Here is an 18,088-nt window from a genome sequence, read left to right on the forward strand (position 1 = left end):
TCGAGGGAGAGCGACGTGGGTTTTCTGAGGCGTATGAAGTTGGGAACCATGCTGGGCATGGGTTTTTTCGCGGTGATCGTGGTTTGCGTATGCGTGGCGGCCTTCGGCTGGATGAAGTTGCGTGACCAGGGCGAGCAGTTGCGCGTGCTGGCCGAGGACCGCATGGGCAATCTGGCCCGGCTGCAATCGCTCAAGGACAACGCCAACGCGTCGGCACGGGTGGTGCGCAATCTGGCGCTGATCACCGATCCGGCGCAGATGGCCGAGGAGAGCCGCCGGCTGGATGAGGTGGTTGCCAGGAACGGCCTGGTCATGAAGGAGTTGGACCAGCGCCTGCAGACCGAGCAGGCGCGCCGGCTCTTTGCGGACATACGTCAGGCGCGCCAGCCTTTCGTGGAGACCATGCGCCAGGCCGGGGACCTGGGCCTGGCCAACCAGGGCGATGCCGCCAGGGATCTGATCATGGGGCGCCTGCGCTCCTTGCAGACGACCTATTTCGATGCGGTCGAGGCACTGGTCGATTACCAGAAGGCACAGACGCAGGCCACGGTGGACGGCTCGCTGCGCCGCGTGGCCGAAGACGGCGTGGCCATGCTGGTGCTGACGCTGCTGGCCGCCGCGCTGGGCGGTTTGGTGGCCTGGATGATCACCAGGACGGTCAAGCAGCAACTGGGCGGAGAGCCCTCCTATGCCGCCGGGGTGGCACGCCAGATCGCGCAGGGCGATTTGTCCGTGCGGGTGCAATTGGCGCCCGGCGACACCTCCAGCCTGCTGCGCGCCATGGAGGACATGCGGGCCGGTCTGGCGCGCGTGGTTGCCGATGTGCGGCAAAGCAGCGAATCCATCGCGACCGGCGCCAGCCAGATTGCCTCGGGCAATGCGGACCTGAGCCAGCGCACGGAAGAGCAGGCCAGCAACCTGGAGCAGACCGCCGCCTCCATGGAGGAGATGAACGCCACCGTCAAGCTCAATGCCGATACGGTGCGTACCGCCACCCAGCTGGCCGCTTCGTCGAGCCAGGCGGCCACCGGCGGCGGCAAGATCGTGGATCGCGTTGTGGCCACCATGGAGCAGATCACCGCCAGTTCCCGGAAGATCGAGGACATCATCGGCGTGATCGACTCCATTGCCTTCCAGACCAACATCCTGGCGCTCAATGCCGCCGTGGAGGCAGCGCGGGCCGGCGAGCAGGGGCGCGGCTTTGCCGTGGTGGCATCCGAAGTGCGCAGCCTGGCCCAGCGCAGCGCGGGGGCAGCCAAGGAGATCAAGGCCCTGATAGGCGAGAGCGTGTCCAAGGTGGACGAGGGCTCGGGCCTGGTGGGCGAGACGGGTTCCGCGATGAAGGACATCGTCCAGCAGGCGCAGCGCGTTGCCGACCTGATCGGCGAAATAGGCGCGGCCACGGCCGAGCAGGCCGACGGTGTGGCGCAGGTGGGCGATGCCGTCGTACAGCTTGACCAGGTCACGCAGCAGAATGCGGCCCTGGTCGAGGAATCGGCGGCGGCTGCCGCAAGCTTGAACGCGCAGGCTGCCAGGCTGGTCGATCTGGTCAGTCTGTTCAAGCTGGACGGGGTGTCCTCGTCCGTGTCCCTGCCCGCGTCCTCACCCGCCCAGGCGCCAGCGCCGGCCGCCGCAGGCAGCAAGGGCGGCCAGCGGACGAGGGCGTCCGCAGCGGCACCCAGGGTTGCTGCAGCGCCTGCCAAGGCCACCCCGCTGCGCAATGCGGGCGAGCGTGTGGACGAGAACTGGGAAGTGTTCTGACCGCGAGCGGGGCAATGCCGCTCTGTGCGCGTGGAACCGGGGGACTTGTCGGCCTCATGCCGTCGGATGGGGTGGGGTCTGCCCAGATGCCTGCCCCGGTGCCTGCCCCGGTGCATGGGCGGGCATGTTGCGCACATGCAGGTCCAGTTGCGGGAAGGCCACGGCAATGCCAGCGTCCTTGAGCCGGTCGTTGACGCGGCGGTTGAGGTCGTGGCGCACGGGCAGGCGGTCTTCGACCTTGCCCACGTAGGCGCGCAACTCGAAGCGCTGGCCGTTGCCTTCCAGCGCCATGAACCAGCAGTTGGGCTCGGGCTCGCGCAGCACCTGGGGGTGTTCCCTGGCAATGCCCAGCAGCATGTCGCGCACTCGCTCGGGGTCATTGCCGTGGGCCACTGGCACGTCGATCACCAGGCGGGTCACGTCGTCGCTCAAGGTCCAGTTCGTCACCTGGCCCGTGATGAAGGTCTTGTTGGGGATGACGATTTCCTTGTTGTCGAAGTCCAGCACCGTGGTGGCCCGCGTGCGGATGCGCGTGACGGTGCCGGTGAGGGTGTCGATGGTGATGACATCGCCCACGCGGAAGGGCCGCTCCACCAGCAGGATCAGGCCCGAGACGAAGTTGGCGAAGATCTCCTGCAGGCCGAAGCCCAGGCCCACGGTGAGCGCGGCGACCATCCACTGCAGCTGGCCCCAGCGCAGGCCCAGCAGCGTGAAGGCGCTGACCGTGCCCGCGATGGTGATGGCGTAGCGCGCCAGCGTGGCCAGGGTGTAGCGCGCGGAGCTGCTGATGCGGTTGGAGGCCGACAGCGTCACTTCCAGCAGGCCCGGCAGGTTGCGTGCAAAGCTGAAGGTGAGCAGCAGGATCATCACGCCCAGCAGCGCATCCATCAGGCTCACGGGGGCGGCATGCGCGATGCCGTCGGCGCCGGTGTTGGTGGTGTACCAGAGCACCACGCCTTCCGAGCGCAGCAGCGCAGGCAGCACGGGCAGCCAGGCGTAGACGAGGGTCAGCACGACCAGCACCTGCTGCAGCAGGCCCAGCAGCCTGTGCGCCTGGGCGCCCACGGTGACCAGGGCCATCTGAGTGGCTTCGTCGGTGGGTGCCTTGCCGGTGTCCACGCCCGAGCCGCTCTGCGCCAGTCTGGCGGCTTCGCGCAGCCGGTTCAGCGCCAGGCGTCGCTCGCCCAGCAGCAGCCAGCGCCGCAGCAGGTTGACCACGACCTCGACCGCGCCCAGGAACACGAAGCTGGCCATCAGGGCCTGGATGAATTCGGTGGCCGTGTAGACATAGCCGAGCACGATGCCCACGGCCAGCGCGCTGAGCATGAGCATCAGCACCACGCTGACGATCTGGCCCCAGTGGATGCCGGGCCGCTTTTGCTGCATGACACGGCGAAAGTACAGCCAGGCCATCCAGGCCAGGCCCAGTGACAGCATGAGGATGGAGATGCGGCCCCAGGTGCTGATGGCGTGGTTGTCATGGCTGTAGAAGGCCAGGCCGCCCAGCAGTTCGGCAGGCACGATCAGCCAGGCGGCGCGGCGCACCATCTGGCGCAGCATCTGCACGCGGGCGGCCGGCCAGCCGAAGTGGGCCAGTGCCAGCCCGCCTGGGCAGAACAGGGCGTTGAGCAAGGTGGCCACGAAGATGAAATCGCTGAGCTGGACCAGGGTGGCGCCCAGCGGCTCCAGCGCCGTGCCCACGGTTTCGGGGCCTTGCAGCAGGCTGCCCAGCGCCGCGGCTGCAAAGCTCCAGGGCAAGGTGTAGAGCAGGCTCCAGCCCAGCGCGAGCAGGCTCAGCCCGAAGTTGTCGCGCATGAAGTCGCCCACGCGCACGGCGATGGACTGCAGCTGGCGCAGCGCGTAGCGGCGCAGGCCCAGCAGCAGGGCCACGATCAGGCCGACGGCGCCAAAGGCCCAGGGATCGTTCCAGATGCTGGCGGCCAGGGCGCGCGCGGTCTTCCAGGGGGAGCTGCTGCCTTCGATGTCCTGCTCCAGCGCCTGCCACTCGCTGAGCCAGGTGCGGTCCATGGGGCGGTGGCTGGGGAACCACAGCAGTTCCTTGTCCAGCACCTGGCGCAGTTCGTTGCCGCTGCGCAGGGCGGCGCGCAGGGCTTCATCGGTCTGCTCCAGCACGGCAATGCGGCGCAGCAAAACGGGCTGCAATTGATCGGTGAGCGCCACCTGCCGGGCCAGCAGGGCGGTCTGCTGTGCCGAGGTGGATGCATTGCTGGCCGTGGTGGCGCTGGCGGCAGGTTCAGGTGCCGCCACGCCGCCTGCATCCGCAGCGTCGGCCGGGGCCTGTGCCGCCGTGTCCGCGCCGGGGTTCTGGCGCCATTTGCTGGAGTTGAATAGCATCAGCCGCAGCTCGGCCAGCTGGCGCTGCACGGCGCGGTGCCTGGACTGCAAGGTGTTGCCGGAGGACAGCTCCACGCGCTGCTGCCACAGCCACTGGCCCACGGCCGCACTGCCACCGCCCAGCCGCAGGCGTGCCTGGGTGTCGCGCAGCGTGGCGCTCAATTGGTCGCGGACATATTCGTCATTGGCCAGGGTCTTGCGCTCCTGCGCCAGTTCATTGGAGTTCTTGAGGATCTGCGCGGCCAGCGCCGCATTGCGCTGGGCCAGGTCGCGTATGGCGGGATCGGCGGCGGAAGCGTGCTGGGCGGCCAGCTCCATCTCCTGCACCTGCTGCTCCAGTTGCTGGCGGCTGCGCTCGGCAATGCGCTGGGTCAGCCAGGCGGCGCGCGGCATGCGCTCCAGCAGCTCGCGGCGCTGGGCCTGCAGCTGGGCGGCCAGCAGGCGCTGGCGGGCTTCGATGGTGGACTGCTCTTCCTGGCGCAGCGCCAGCTCCAGCAGGGCGCGGCGGTGCTCTGCGCTGCGCCGTGCCTGGCGGGCCTGGGTGAGGTCGGGGGCTTCGCCGGGCTCGGCGGTCACGGGCTCGGCGTTTTCCTGCGCGCGTTGTTGGAGGATGGACAGATCGATCCGCCCCGGGCCGGGCTGCGAGACCAGGTTGGCCTGGTCGGCCGCGGATTTTTCGATGCCCACCTTGAGTGCGGCGATGGCATCGCGCTCATCGGCCAGCAGGCGTTCCAGCACTTCCTGGCTGGCGTTGGCGGGAACGCGTTCCTTCCAGCGATCGAACAGGCTGCCCAGCTGCTCGTCGCTCAGCGGCGCGGGCAGGGCAGGCACGGGCGTGCGTGCCCTGGCGCGCAGGCGGTCCAGTTCCTGCGCCAGCGCATCGGCTTCCTTTGTGGCCGATGCGGCGGCATCCAGTTGTGCCTGAATGGCGTTGCTTCGTTCCTTGTCGGACGCGGAGCCACCGCCCAGCGTGCCCTGCAAGGCACCCAAAGGGCCTGCTGCCGGTGCGGCCTTGGCCGGGCCCGGTGCCAGCAGGGCGAGGAGCAGGCCGAGCACCAGGCACATGGCCCGCAGCAGGTGCATCGGCGTCACGGCAGCCAGTTTGCGCGATGGGCGACCGGCGGCAAGTAGGGGGTTGTCGGCAGGAGACATCGGTTCTGAATTCGGGCCTGTGCCGCTGTGTGAGTGCGGACTATCATTTGTCAAAAGTGGGAGCGTCAGGCGCTGTATTCACGGGCCTTGCTGCAGGCCCGGCTGGCTCAAGCCCCTGTCCCGGCGCCGCAAAAAGCGGGGTAGTCCAGGAACCTGACATTGTGACCTCGCGCGCAATGCAGACATGTGGGACGTATGAGCTATTCAAAGCCGATGCAAGGTGCTACAACAGTTCCACACGGTAGCGAATGCCTTGCAACTTCGCGGCACTGTTCGCCCTCGGGTGCCGCCGGGAGAGGTCGTATGGATGTCATCAGCAACTCGGCTGCACGTTACGTTCGCCTTCGCGAAGAAGAGATGTCGCTGGACGAATTTCTCGCCCTGTGCCAGCGCGATCCCATGGCTTACGAAGGTGCTGCCCAGCGCATGCTGGCAGCCATCGGCGAACCTGAAATGGTGGACACGCGCAATGATCCACGCCAGTCGCGGCTGTTTGCCAACAAGGTTATCCGGCGCTATCCGGCCTTCGCCGAGTTCTACGGCATGGAAGACTCCATCGAGCAGGTGGTGAGCTTCTTCCGCCATGCGGCCCAGGGCCTGGAAGAGCGCAAGCAGATCCTCTATCTGCTGGGCCCCGTGGGCGGTGGCAAGAGCTCCATCGCCGAGCGCCTCAAATACCTGATGCAGAAGGTGCCGTTCTACGCCCTCAAGGGCTCGCCCGTGAACGAGTCGCCGCTGGGCCTGTTCGACCCCGTGGAGGACGGGCCGCTGCTGGAGGAGCAGTTCGGCATTCCTCGGCGCTGCCTCAACCATGTGCTGTCGCCCTGGGCCGTCAAGCGTCTGGAGGAGCTGGGCGGCGACATCCGCCAGTTCCGCGTGGTCAAGCGCTATCCCAGCATCTCCAGGCAGGTGGGCATTGCCAAGACCGAGCCCGGCGACGAGAACAACCAGGACATCTCCAGCCTGGTGGGCAAGGTGGACATCCGCAAGCTGGAGAACTTTGCCCAGGACGATACTGACGCCTACAGCTACTCGGGAGGCCTGTGCCTGGCCAACCAGGGCCTGCTGGAGTTCGTGGAAATGTTCAAGGCGCCCATCAAGGTGCTGCACCCGCTGCTGACGGCCACGCAGGAGAGCAACTACAAGGGAACGGAAGGCTTTGGCGCCATTCCCTTCGACGGCATGGTGCTGGCCCACAGCAACGAGAGCGAGTGGAAGGCCTTCCGCAACAACCGCAACAACGAGGCCTTCCTGGACCGGGTCTACATCGTCAAGGTGCCGTACTGCCTGCGCGTTTCCGAGGAGGTGCGCATCTACGAGAAGCTGATCCGCGAGTCGTCCCTGGCCAGCGCCGTATGCGCGCCCGGCACGCTCAAGATGATGGCCCAGTTCGCCGTGCTCACGCGGCTGAAGGAGCCCGAGAACTCCAGCATCTTCAGCAAGATGCAGGTCTATGACGGCGAAAGCCTCAAGGACACGGACCCGCGCGCCAAGAGCTTCCAGGAGTACCGCGACTATGCGGGCGTGGACGAGGGCATGTCGGGCATCTCCACGCGCTTCGCGTTCAAGATCCTGTCCAAGGTCTTCAACTACGACAGCACCGAGGTGGCGGCCAACCCGGTGCACCTGATGTATGTGCTGGAGCAGCAGATCGAGCGCGAGCAGTTCCCTGCCGAGCTGGAGACCAAGTACACCAGCTACATCAAGGAATACCTGTCGCCGCACTATGCCGAGTTCATCGGCAAGGAAATCCAGACGGCCTATCTGGAGAGCTACAGCGAGTACGGCCAGAACATCTTCGACCGCTACGTCACCTACGCCGACTACTGGATACAGGACAGCGAGTACCGCGACAACGATACCGGCGAGGCCTTCGACCGCAACGCGCTCAACGCCGAGATGGAGAAGGTCGAGAAGCCCGCGGGCATTGCCAATGCCAAGGACTTCCGCAACGAGATCGTCAACTTCGTGCTGCGCGCGCGGGCCAACAACCAGGGCAAGAACCCCAGCTGGACCAGCTACGAGAAGCTGCGCGTGGTGATAGAGAAGAAGATGTTCTCCAATACCGAGGAGCTGCTGCCCGTGATCAGCTTCAATGCCAAGGCCAGTGCCGAGGACGCGCGCAAGCACGAGGACTTCGTCACCCGGATGGAGGCCAAGGGCTATACGTCCAAGCAGGTGCGCCTGCTGTGCGAGTGGTACCTGCGCGTTCGCAAGAGCAACTGACGGGTGGGTGCGCCGCCCTTCGGCGCGCCCGGGCTGGGGGGAACAGATGGCATTGCAAATCATCGATCGCAGGCTGGCCGGCAAGAACAAGTCGGTGGGCAACCGCGAGCGCTTCGTGCGCCGCTACAAGGCGCAGATCGCCGAGGCGGTGCGCCGCGCGGTGGACAAGCGCGGCATCCGCCACATGGAGGAGTCCGAGAGCGTCTCCATCCCGCGCAAGGACATCCGCGAGCCCGTGTTCCACCACGGGCAGGGCGGCGTCCATGACACGGTGCACCCGGGCAACACCGAGCATGTGCGCGGCGACCGCATTGCCCGGCCGCAGGGCGGCGCAGGCGGTGGCGGCTCCCAGGCCAGCGACAGCGGCGAGGGCGAGGACGACTTCACCTTCACCCTGACCAAGGAAGAGTTCATGGAACTGTTCTTTGAAGACCTGGCCCTGCCGCGGCTGCTGCGCACCCACATCGGCAACACCATGCAGTACAAGACGCGCCGCGCCGGCTACAGCCACGACGGCACGCCGCACAACCTGGCCCTGCTGCGCACCATGCGCGGCGCCCTGGGCCGGCGCATTGCGCTGACCAAGGCGCCGCACCGCGAACTCAAGGCACTGGAGGAGCAGCTGCAAGCGCTGCTGGCGCAGGACGATGGCACCAGCGAGGCGGCGGCCGAGCTGCAGCAGCGCATCGATGCGCTGAAGCTGCGCATGGGCACGGTGGCCTTTCTCGACCCCATCGACCTGCGGTTTCGCAACCGCACGCGCGTGCCTGCGCCCATCAGCCAGGCCGTGATGTTCTGCGTGATGGATGTGTCCGGCTCCATGGACCAGGACCGCAAGGACCTGGCCAAGCGCTTCTTCATCCTGCTGTACCTGTTCCTGACGCGGCACTACGAGAAGATCGACATCGTCTTCATCCGCCATCACACGCAGGCGGCCGAGGTCAGCGAGGACGAGTTCTTCCACTCCCAGGAAAGCGGCGGCACGGTGGTCAGCAGTGCGCTGGTGCTGCTGGACCAGATCATCCGCGCGCGCTATCCGTCCGCGGACTGGAACATCTACGTGGCCCAGGCCAGCGATGGCGACAACTTCGGCGACGACGGCTCCAACTGCCGCAACCTGCTGGTCGAGAAAATCCTGCCGCTGGTGCGCTACTTCGCCTATGTGCAGGTGGTGCAGGAAGAGCAGAGCCTGTGGCAGGAATACAGCCAGGTGCTGCCGCTGTTCTCGCACTTCGCCATGCGCAAGGTGTCGGACGCCAGCGAGATCTATCCCGTGTTCCGCGACCTGTTCAAGAAAGAGGGGGTATCGGTATGAACCTCTCTCACTATCCCGTGCTGGCGCCCCGCCATGCCACGCCGCAGTGGAAATCCCATCTGGCCAGCGACCGGGTCCAGCGCATCGTGCCCTCCGCGCCGCTGCCGGCGGGGGCGCGGCCAGCCGAGCCTCTGCCCGATCCCAGCGACTGGACCTTCGAGCTCATCGAGCGCTATCACGCAGCGATTGCGGCCGCCGCCGAACGCTATGGCCTGGACACCTATCCCAACCAGCTGGAAGTGATCTCGGCCGAGCAGATGATGGACGCCTACGCCAGCGTGGGCATGCCCGTGGGCTACCGCCACTGGAGCTATGGCAAGGAGTACATGGCGACGGAGCGGCGCTACCGGCGCGGCCACATGGGCCTGGCCTACGAGATCGTCATCAACTCCAATCCCTGCATCAGCTATCTGATGGAGGAGAACACCACCGCCATGCAGGCCCTGGTGATCGCCCATGCGGCGTACGGCCACAACAGCTTCTTCAAGAACAACTACCTGTTCGGCATGTGGACGGATGCGGGCAGCATCATCGACTACCTGGTCTATGCGCGCGACTTCATCTCCCAGTGCGAGGAGCGCCATGGCCTGACGACGGTGGAGCAATGGCTGGACTCCTGCCACGCCCTGTCCAACCTGGGCGTGGACCGTTACCGCCGCCCCTCCAAGAAAAGCCTGGCGCGCGAGCGGGCCGAGCGCGAGCAGCGCGAGGCCTATGCCCAGCAGCAGGTCAACGAGCTGTGGCGCACCCTGCCGGCGCGCCCGGGCAAGGACAGCGCGGCGCAGCACAGCGAGCGCTTTCCCAAGGAGCCCGAGGAAAACCTGCTGTACTTCATCGAGAAGAACGCCCCGCTGCTGGAGCCCTGGCAGCGCGAGATCGTGCGCATCGTGCGCAAGATCGCCCAGTACTTCTACCCGCAGCGCCAGACCCAGGTGATGAACGAGGGCTGGGCCACGTTCTGGCACTACACCCTGCTCAACACCCTGTACGACGAAGGCTGGCTGACCGACGGCGTGATGATCGAATGGCTGTCCTCCCACACCAACGTCATCTACCAGCCCCCGGCCGGACACCGCGCCTACAGCGGCATCAATCCCTATGCGCTGGGCTTTGCCATGTACCGCGACATCCGCCGCATCTGCCAGGACCCGACCGAGGAAGACCGCCGCTGGTTCCCCGACCTGGCAGGCACGCCCTGGCTGCCGGCGCTGCACCATGCCATGCAGAACTTCAAGGACGAGAGCTTTGTCGGCCAGTACCTGAGCCCGCAGCTGATGCGCGACATGCGCCTGTTCTCCATCCATGACGATGCCAGCGAACGCGAACTGCTGGTCAGCGCCATCCACGACGACGACGGCTACCGCACCCTGCGCCAGACCCTGTCGCAGCAGTACGACCTGGGCGCGCGCGAGCCCAATATCCAGGTCTGGAACGTGAACCTGCGCGGCGACCGCTGCCTGACCCTGCGCCACACGCGCTACCAGGGCCGGCCCCTGTCCGACGATGCGCTGGAAGTGCTCAAGCACGCAGCGCGCCTGTGGGGCTTTGGCGTGCAGATGGAAAGCGTCAACGGCGATGGCGACGCGCCCGTGCTGCTGCACTCCGTGCCTGCTCCACCGGCCTGATCAGGCAAGACGCTAGCGCAGCGTGCCCACGTACTTGCGGTTTTCCGCGCGCTGGCGCATCAGCTCGCCGGCGCGCTGCATGAGCGGCGAGCGCTCGGCGGGCCCAGCCAGCGCGGCATTCCAGGCCGCTTCGAAGCGATGGGTCCAGTCCACCAGTTCGGGCGTGCTGCGCGTCCCTTCCTGCTCCCGGGAAAAACGGATGATTTCGGCGGCGTACTCGGCATTGGCCGCCAGCCATTCGGTATCGGTCACGCGGCCGCAGCTTCTGCGCAGCAGCACATGCAGGTGCGCGGCGATGGCCAGGAGTTCGCTTTCGGGCATGTAGTGGGCACTCCTTCGGTTTGACGATCATCGGGCGCCGGGCCGCTTTGCGGCCCGGCCGTTCATCCACTCAGGCGTTCGCGGTGCAGCGCCAGGTCCAGGCCCTGCAGCTCGCTTTCCTCGTCCACGCGCAGGCCGATCAGCATGTCCAGCAACCACAGCAGCACGGCCGTGGCCACCAGCGTGAACAAGGCCACGGCCAGCACGCTCACGGCCTGGGTGAGCACGCTGCCCTGCACGCCGCCGATCTGCGGGCTGGCAAACACGCCGGTGAGCAGCGAGCCCACGATGCCGCCCACGCCATGCACGCCAAACACATCCAGCGAATCGTCCGCGCCCAGCAGCCGCTTGAGGCCCGTGGCGCCCCAGTAGCAGGCGACACCGGCGATCAGGCCGATGCACAGCGCCGACAGCGGCGTCACGAAACCCGCTGCCGGCGTGATCGCCACCAGGCCGCCGACCAGCCCCGAGCACAGCCCCAGCAGCGTGGCCTTGCCGCGCACCACATACTCGGCCAGCGACCAGGCCAGGGCGCCCGCGCTGGCGGCAATGTGGGTGACGGCCAGCGCCAGCGCCGCCCGGCTGTCCCCGGCCAGCGATGAGCCGGCGTTGAAGCCGAACCAGCCCATCCACAGCAGGGCCGCGCCCATCATGGTCAAGGCCAGGTTGTAGGGCTCGAAGGGCTCGTGCCCGTAGCCGCGGCGCGGCCGCAGGAACCAGGCGCAGACCAGGCCGGCCACGCCCGCGTTCACATGCACCACGGTGCCCCCGGCAAAGTCCAGCGCGCCCATGCGCGCCAGCCAGCCCCCGGGCTCCCATACCCAGTGCGCCACCGGTGCATAGACCAGCAGGCTCCACAGGCCCACGAAGATCAGCATGGCACCGAAGCGCATGCGCTCCACCCAGGCGCCCACCAGCAAGGCGGCGGTGATCACGGCAAAGGCCAGCTGGAACATGGCATAGGCTGCTTCAGGCACATGCGGCGCCAGATGGCTCACGGCCACCAGGCCCTTGGCGGCGTTGAAATCCAGCCCCGCGAACCAGGCGCGCGAATCACCGCCTATCCACGCATTGCCGGGCGTGAAGGCCAGCGAATAGCCGAGTGCAAACCACAGAATGCTCACCAGGCAGGCAATCGCCACCACGCTGGCCATGGTGTTGAGCACGTTCTTGCGGCGGACCATCCCCGCATAGAACAGCGCAATGCCGGGCAGCGTCATCAGCAGCACCAGCACCGTGGCCGTCATCAGCCAGACCGTGTCCACGGCGCTGATGGATTCCACCGCCACCAGCGACGGCCGCGTGATCGCCTGCTCGGCCGCCTGCGCCGTCTGCGCCGCACCCAGGACCGCGACCCATCCTCCCCCCACCAATGTTCTCAATGCCCGTGCGCACCTGTGCATGCAATGACTCCCTTGTTTGTTGTGGTCATGGGGCCGTCTGCCTTTGCCGCCATGGCTGCATTGGCCGGCCTGCAGCGGCCTTGCACAAGTCGTGCCAGCGCACACGGGGCCCTTGGGGCCCGCGCGATGCGGCTGGAACACCAAAACGGGAAAACCGCGAGTCAAAACAGGGCAGCCGGGCAGGCGGTGCACCATCGCCGTGCGGTGGTGCAGCTCTTAAACTGCCTGCATGAATCGAAGAAATCTGATGTGCGCCGCGCTGCTCGCCTGTCTGTCACAGGCGGCTCTGGCGGCTGCCGAACTGCAGGACAAGCCCGAGTGGGACCGCTTCTTTGCCGATGCCAAGGTCGATGGCAGCATCGTCGTGGTCGATGCCAGAGGCCAGGCCGAAGCCGTCTACGTCCACAACCGTGACCGCGCGGCGCGGCGCTACTCGCCCGCTTCCACCTTCAAGATCCCGCACAGCCTGTTCGCACTGGACGCCGGGCTGCTGCGCGATGAATTCCAGCGCATTCCCTGGGATGGCGTGAAGCGCCAGTTGCCGGCCTGGAATGCCGATCAGGACCTGCGCTCGGCCATGCGCAACTCCACCCTGTGGGTGTACGAAGGCTTTGCCAGGGAGCTTGGCAGCGCGCGTGAGGCTGCCTACATGCGCAAGATCGACTACGGCAATGCGCTGGCCACGGGCGAGGCGCCGTTCTGGGTGGAGGGCGACCTGGCCATCTCGGCACTGGAACAGGTGGCCTTCCTGCAGCGGCTGTACCGCAATCGGCTGTCATTGCCGGTGGAGCACCAGCGGCTGGTGAAGGACGTGATGATCAACGAGGCCGGCCCGGACTGGATACTGCGCGCCAAAACCGGCTGGACGGGCCGTATCGGCTGGTGGGTGGGCTGGGTGGAATGGCCGGCCGGCCCTGTGTTCTTCGCCATGAACATGGACACGCCCCACCGGCTGGCCGACTTGCCCAAGCGCCAGGACATCACGCGCGACATCCTGCGCTCCATCAACGCGTTGCCCAAGGCGCCGTAGCGCGCGGGACAAGGGCCATGCGCCAGCCCGTCAGCCCGTCAGCCCATCAGGCCTGGAGGCCGCTTGTCGGCCTTGCGCTCCACCGGATTTGCGGTGAGCCAGTTGGACGGGTACTGGCGCATGAACTCGCGCGCCTTTTCCACGCGCGCGTTGAGCCAGGCGTCGTAGGCGCCCTCGTTGAGAATCGCCGGCATGCGCTTTTCCGCGCCGGGCTGCTGGTAGCGGTGCAGCAGCGCATGGCTGTTGGCGTTGACCGTGAGCAGGGCGTAGCTCAGCAGCACCTCGCCGTCCGGGCCCGTCCACTGCGCCCACACGCCGGCCACGCCCATGGGCTTGCCGTCGATGCGCGAGATGCGCGTGGGCAGGGCCTTGCCGTTGCGGTAGTCATCCTCGAAAAAGGCGGCCATGGGCACGATGCAGCGCTGGCCATTGAGCCAGGCATCGCGGAAGGCCTGGGCCGTGGACACCGTTTCGGAGCGCGCATTCACCAGCTTGAGCGCGCGCAGCCGGCCGTCCGAAGCTGACTTCACCCAGTGCGGCACCAGGCCCCATTGGGCGGCAACCAGCTCGCGTGCGGGAGTGGTGGGTGCTGCCGGCGGTGTGTCGGGAGCTGCAGGCTCTGCCTGTTCAGCGGCTGCCTCTGCAGCCACGGCGACGCTGCGGATGAAAAAGCCGGACTTGCGCGGCGTCATGTTGCGCTCGCTGGCCGCGGGCGCTTCCACGTCGAAGGCGTCGCGGTAGGCGTCGGCTTGCGACAGGGATTCGTAGTGGGTACTCATGCGCGGATGGTACCTGCGTGTCTCGGGGGTATCGGCAAGGCGAGAGACTATTCCCTGCGCATTGCGAGCCCGGCGCCGCGGCCGGGTCGATACACTGCCGCGGATTCCATGGCCTCTGGAAAGGAAGCGTGAATGCGGATATGGGTACTGGGCCTTGCAGGCCTGTTGAGCGGCTGCGCAATCTCTGCAGGCATGTGCGATGCCCTGGGTCCCAGCACAACCGCGTCGCTGGTCCTGCCCCAAGGCGCCTCGGTCGAGCAGGCCTTTGCCTGCCTTGACGAAGCCATGGCCGGCAACGAGGGCGCCTACCACCTTGGCCACGACCATGCCATCCGCGACACCAGGGCGGGCGTGCTGGAGACGGCCGACTACGGCGCGCCCAACGTGGCGGGCTTTCGGCTGAGGGCCGAGGTTTCCAGGAGCAAGCCTGCCACTCTGGATCTGTCACTGCGCGGGGCGGGCGCCTATTGCGCCGACCTGGGCGTGGACAGGGAAATGGCCCGCCTGATCGATGGCGCCGGCCGCTGCCTGCGGCGCTGATGTGCCTTCCGGGTCGGCTCCATCGGAACGGGCCCGCAGTCAGACGGTGATCGTCCCGGTCAGGTAACGCGCGCAGTGGCCAGCCACCTCGACGCTGGCATCGGTCACTTCGCAAAACAGCGTGCCCGTGCGGCGCGAGGCCTGGTGGCCGACCAGACGGTTCTTGCCCAGCCTGCCCGCCCAGTAAGGCGCAAGCGCCGCATGGATGGAGCCCGTGACGGGATCTTCCTCGCCGCCATTGGCGGGCCAGAAGTAGCGGCTGACGAAGTCATACGAGGCGCCCGCATCCGCAGGCGCCGTCACCACCACGTCCAGCGGGCCCAGCGATTTCAGGCGTTCCAGATCCGGCTTGACGGCCAGCACATCGGCCTCGGCGGCGTAGACCGCCACGTAGGCCTGCTGGTTCACAAGATAGGCCGTGGGCGCGGGCGTCAGGCCTTCGCGCAGCGCGGCCGGCGCTTCATCCACAGGCTTGGCATCGCGGCGCGGGAAGGTCATGACGATGCGTCCGCCATCCTCCTGCATGGCAGTGACCTTGCCCACGGCAGCGGCCCAGAACGTGATGCTGCGCAGCGCCGGGTCGGCCTCGAACAGCACGAAGGCGCTTGCCAGCGTGGCATGGCCGCAGAACGCGATCTCCGTGAGCGGGGAGAACCAGCGGATCTCGAAGGCGGCGCGCTCGGCACTCCAGACCAGGAACGAGGTTTCCGAGAGATTGTTCTCTGCGGCAATGGCCTGCAGCGTGGAATCGGCAAGCCATGCATCCAGGGGAATGACGGCGGCCTGATTGCCCTTGAATCGTTCCGATGTGAATGCGTCGATGACGTGGATGGGGAGTTGCATTTGCAAAAGGCCTTTGGGTCGGATTCGTGTGCAGCCCGTCATTGTTGTCTCGGTCTCCAATGGCTGCGCGCGGATTCTACGGCCCCGCAGGGCAATGGCCGGGAATGGGCCAGGCATTGCGGCTGATGCACTGGGTACCGTCTTTTCTGGAAAACCCTGGTGTAGTTTGCAAGTGCTTGTGAAAATAGAATGAAGATTCGTTCTACTATCGGTTCTCATGCAAGACGAGGCCTGGACATTCTTTCCGCACGCGGGATCGCGCCATGTGCAGACGCTGCGCGTGGCGCTCAGGCTGTTCGTGGAGCGGGGCTTCTTCAATACCTCGATACAGGACCTGTGCGCCGAGGCCGGCGTGTCCATCGGTTTCTTCTACAACCACTTTGCCGACAAGGAAGGCATTGCGCGCGAGCTGTACCGGCATTTGCTGGCGCGCATGAATGTGCTGCTCGACGATATCGAGGAGCGGCACGCGGGCAGCGCCCAGCGCTGCCGCGAGGTGCTGCGCATGCTGTTCGGGCTGGCCGAGGCCGAGCCCGAGGCCATGGGCTTCGTGGTCAATGCGCGCCACCGCGAGTTTCTGCCCGACGAGCAGGCCATCTGCTCGGCCTCGGCCTTCGTGCGCATGCGCGGCTTCGTGTTCGCCGGCATGACCGATGGCGAGATCCGCCAGATGGAGCCCATGGTGGCGGCCAGCCTGATGTACGGCAGCGCGATCCGCATGATCTGCCTGCGGCTGGACGGCATCATCGACACGCCCATAGAGCCCCTGTTCGACGCGCTCTGGGACGGGGTGTGGCGATCGCTCAAGCCTGACTGAGCGGCGCATTTTCCGGCGCTGGCGCCGTGCGGCGCCAGCGGTTGTTCCACTGAGGCGAAAGCACAAGGAGTAGCAGGGATGGCGCATCACATATTGATCATCGGAGGGGGCATTGGCGGCACCATGACCGCCAACCACCTGGTCAGCAAGCTGTATCCGGAGGTGGTCACAGGCAAGGTGCGCATCACCATGCTGTCGAACTCGCCCTGGCACTACTACAAGCCGGCCTTCATGTACGTGGCCTTCAATGCCTTCTTCCGCGACGAGCTGCGGCGCAGGCAGCGCGGCCTGCTGCGGCCCGAGATCGACTTCCAGGTGGAAGAGGTGGAGCGTTTCGACTTCGCGCTGCAGGCCGTGCACTGCAAGAGCGGCAAGCGCTTCGGCTACGACCATCTGGTGATCTCCACGGGCTGCGTGCCCTCGCCCGAGCGCATCGAAGGCCTGGCCGAGGCCGGCGACCACTTCTACCAGCACGCGCCCGCGCGGCAGCTGGCCGACAAGCTGGCGCGCATAGAAAAGGGCCGCATCTTCGTCACCGTCACCTTTCCCAAGACGCCCAATGTGCCGCACCAGTGCGGCATCGCGCCCATAGAGACCACGCTGATGCTGGACGACCTGCTGCGCCGGCGCGGCGTGCGCGACAAGGTGGAGATCGTCTACACCTATCCCACGGTCTCGCAGCTGCTGCGCAACTGCCTGTTCCTGCAGAAGGACACCTGCGAGATCCTGCCCACGGTGTTCGAGCAGCGCGGCATTCGCCACCAGCGCGGCTTCACGCTGGCGCGCGTGGACCCCGAGGCCAAGGTGGCCCACTCGGAAGAGGGCCAGGCCGAGGACTTCGACATCCTCATGGCCACGCCGCCCATACGCGCCGTGCAGGCCGTGCGCGACTGCGGGCTGTCGCAGGCGCAGGATGGCGAAGGCTGGCTGCCCACCGACCACGAGACCATGCAGGTGCTGGGCCAGAGCCATGTCTATGTGCTGGGCGATACGGTGGACCTGCCGGTGAGCAAGGCCGGCGGCGCCTGCCACAACCAGTCGCCCGTGGTGGTGAACAACATCGCCTCGCAGATCCGCTTCGGCCGCACCAGCGATGCCTACGACGGGCGCGTGGTGGCCATCGCCCAGATGGGCCTGGACGGCGGCATGCCGCTTTGGTACGACTACCAGGTCGACGTCAAGCCCACGCCGCCGACCAAGGTCGGCTCGATGATGCGCAAGGGCTTCAACCGCGGCATGTACTGGGCCGTGGCCCGCGCCCTGGTCTGAGGCCAGGGCCTTTGCATTGTCATTCCAAGCACGAAGACAAGGAGCACCGAGATGAACATCGCTTCCGACATTCCCGTGGCGCAGCCCGCCGCCGGCGGCCTGCTGCAGGACGACGCCGCGCTGCAGGGGCTGGCCGAACTGATGGGCAAGCTGGAGCCGCTGCTGGCGGGCCGGCGCCTGAACCGCGTGGTCGATCTGCTGTCGGCCACGGCGGACCTGGTGGACATGGCAGACGACTACATGGTCGAGAAGGTCGCCAAGGCCTTCGAGGATGGCGTGGGCGGGGCCTGGGCCGCGGGCAATGCCGCGCGCATGGCGGCGGCCCAGGTGCAGGCCATGGAGGAAACGCCCACCCTGATCGGCCTGATGCGCATGGCACGCGAGCCCGATGTGCGGCGCGGCCTGGCCTTCATCCTGGCCATGGCCGGCGCGCTGGGGCGCCAGCATGCCCACGATCCCATCGACTACGCGGCGGACTGAAACGCAGGGCCGAGCCAAGGCCGCCCGGCAGCGCACGGGCTGCGGTGGTACAAACGCCGGGGGCGGATGTGATCCGCCCCTTTTCTTTTTGCCCATTGCCCGCCATGCCTTCTTTCTGTTCCTTGCCGGTGCTGCCGGCCGCTGTCCCTGACCATTGCAGGCCCCGCTGCAC

Annotated in this window: 14 protein-coding genes; 9 read left to right on the forward strand and 5 right to left on the reverse strand. The window is 66.9% G+C overall.

Translation table 11 applies throughout. From position 1 onward, the window contains the following. The first annotated feature begins 33 nt into the window (after positions 1-33). Complete coding sequence (locus INR38_RS23910; protein ID WP_207443679.1) at positions 34-1,761, forward strand: methyl-accepting chemotaxis protein; 1,728 nt, start codon at positions 34-36, stop codon at positions 1,759-1,761. A gap of 54 nt (positions 1,762-1,815) precedes the next feature. Here INR38_RS23910 and INR38_RS23915 read toward each other — a convergent pair whose 3' ends face one another. Then, positions 1,816-5,199, reverse strand: a complete 3,384-nt coding sequence (locus tag INR38_RS23915; protein ID WP_207443695.1) for a mechanosensitive ion channel domain-containing protein — start codon at positions 5,197-5,199, stop codon at positions 1,816-1,818. Positions 5,200-5,571: 372 nt separating this feature from the next. On the opposite strand from INR38_RS23915, the gene INR38_RS23920 reads away from it, so the two are divergent. Genes INR38_RS23920 through INR38_RS23930 form a run of 3 tightly spaced genes read left to right on the forward strand, consistent with a single transcriptional unit; the run spans position 5,572 to position 10,434 of the window. Continuing rightward, positions 5,572-7,494: a PrkA family serine protein kinase gene (locus INR38_RS23920; RefSeq protein WP_012204247.1), complete on the forward strand. Its 1,923-nt coding sequence runs from the start codon at positions 5,572-5,574 to the stop codon at positions 7,492-7,494. 46 nt (positions 7,495-7,540) lie between these two features. Next, positions 7,541-8,809 (forward strand): YeaH/YhbH family protein, encoded by a 1,269-nt coding sequence (locus INR38_RS23925; protein ID WP_065346470.1) that lies wholly within the window; start codon positions 7,541-7,543, stop codon positions 8,807-8,809. Continuing rightward, positions 8,806-10,434, forward strand: coding sequence for a SpoVR family protein (locus INR38_RS23930; RefSeq protein WP_099734292.1), 1,629 nt, complete (start codon positions 8,806-8,808; stop codon positions 10,432-10,434). The genes INR38_RS23925 and INR38_RS23930 overlap by 4 nt, the downstream gene beginning before the upstream one ends. 12 nt (positions 10,435-10,446) lie before the next feature. Here the strand turns inward: INR38_RS23930 and INR38_RS23935 are convergent, their stop codons facing one another. Both INR38_RS23935 and INR38_RS23940 read right to left on the reverse strand, forming a co-directional pair. Beyond that, positions 10,447-10,755, reverse strand: coding sequence for a hypothetical protein (locus tag INR38_RS23935; protein ID WP_180317709.1), 309 nt, complete (start codon positions 10,753-10,755; stop codon positions 10,447-10,449). A 62-nt stretch (positions 10,756-10,817) separates the two neighbouring features. Continuing rightward, on the reverse strand, positions 10,818-12,158 hold the full coding sequence (locus INR38_RS23940; RefSeq protein ID WP_013803508.1) for an ammonium transporter: 1,341 nt from the start codon (positions 12,156-12,158) through the stop codon (positions 10,818-10,820). Positions 12,159-12,387: 229 nt separating this feature from the next. On the opposite strand from INR38_RS23940, the gene blaOXA reads away from it, so the two are divergent. After that, positions 12,388-13,188, forward strand: a complete 801-nt coding sequence (blaOXA, locus tag INR38_RS23945; RefSeq protein ID WP_242699175.1) for a class D beta-lactamase — start codon at positions 12,388-12,390, stop codon at positions 13,186-13,188. Between the two features lie 38 nt (positions 13,189-13,226). On the opposite strand, the gene INR38_RS23950 is transcribed toward blaOXA, so the two are convergent. Continuing rightward, positions 13,227-13,967 carry an SOS response-associated peptidase gene (locus tag INR38_RS23950; RefSeq protein ID WP_013803506.1) on the reverse strand — a complete coding sequence of 247 codons (741 nt, stop codon included), beginning with the start codon at positions 13,965-13,967 and terminating at the stop codon, positions 13,227-13,229. 132 nt (positions 13,968-14,099) lie between these two features. Here INR38_RS23950 and INR38_RS23955 point away from each other — a divergent pair, with 132 nt between their 5' ends. Continuing rightward, a complete protein-coding gene (locus tag INR38_RS23955) occupies positions 14,100-14,507 on the forward strand; it encodes a hypothetical protein (protein WP_207443678.1) in 408 nt (135 codons plus the stop codon). 39 nt (positions 14,508-14,546) lie between these two features. On the opposite strand, the gene INR38_RS23960 is transcribed toward INR38_RS23955, so the two are convergent. Next, positions 14,547-15,350 carry a PhzF family phenazine biosynthesis protein gene (locus INR38_RS23960; protein WP_207443677.1) on the reverse strand — a complete coding sequence of 268 codons (804 nt, stop codon included), beginning with the start codon at positions 15,348-15,350 and terminating at the stop codon, positions 14,547-14,549. Between the two features lie 217 nt (positions 15,351-15,567). Between INR38_RS23960 and INR38_RS23965 the strand changes: the two genes are divergently transcribed. The 3 genes from INR38_RS23965 (at position 15,568) to INR38_RS23975 (ending at position 17,916) form a co-directional block, all read left to right on the forward strand. After that, positions 15,568-16,167: a TetR/AcrR family transcriptional regulator gene (locus INR38_RS23965; protein ID WP_012204257.1), complete on the forward strand. Its 600-nt coding sequence runs from the start codon at positions 15,568-15,570 to the stop codon at positions 16,165-16,167. A gap of 78 nt (positions 16,168-16,245) precedes the next feature. Then, the gene (locus INR38_RS23970) at positions 16,246-17,436 is read left to right on the forward strand and encodes an FAD/NAD(P)-binding oxidoreductase (RefSeq protein WP_013803503.1); all 1,191 of its coding nucleotides are present in this window, start codon (positions 16,246-16,248) and stop codon (positions 17,434-17,436) included. Between the two features lie 51 nt (positions 17,437-17,487). Beyond that, the gene (locus INR38_RS23975) at positions 17,488-17,916 is read left to right on the forward strand and encodes a DUF1641 domain-containing protein (RefSeq protein WP_034391401.1); all 429 of its coding nucleotides are present in this window, start codon (positions 17,488-17,490) and stop codon (positions 17,914-17,916) included. Positions 17,917-18,088 lie beyond the last annotated feature (172 nt).

It is taken from the genome of Delftia sp. SD018 (genome assembly GCF_017355445.1).
Classification (GTDB): domain Bacteria; phylum Pseudomonadota; class Gammaproteobacteria; order Burkholderiales; family Burkholderiaceae_C; genus Comamonas; species Comamonas acidovorans.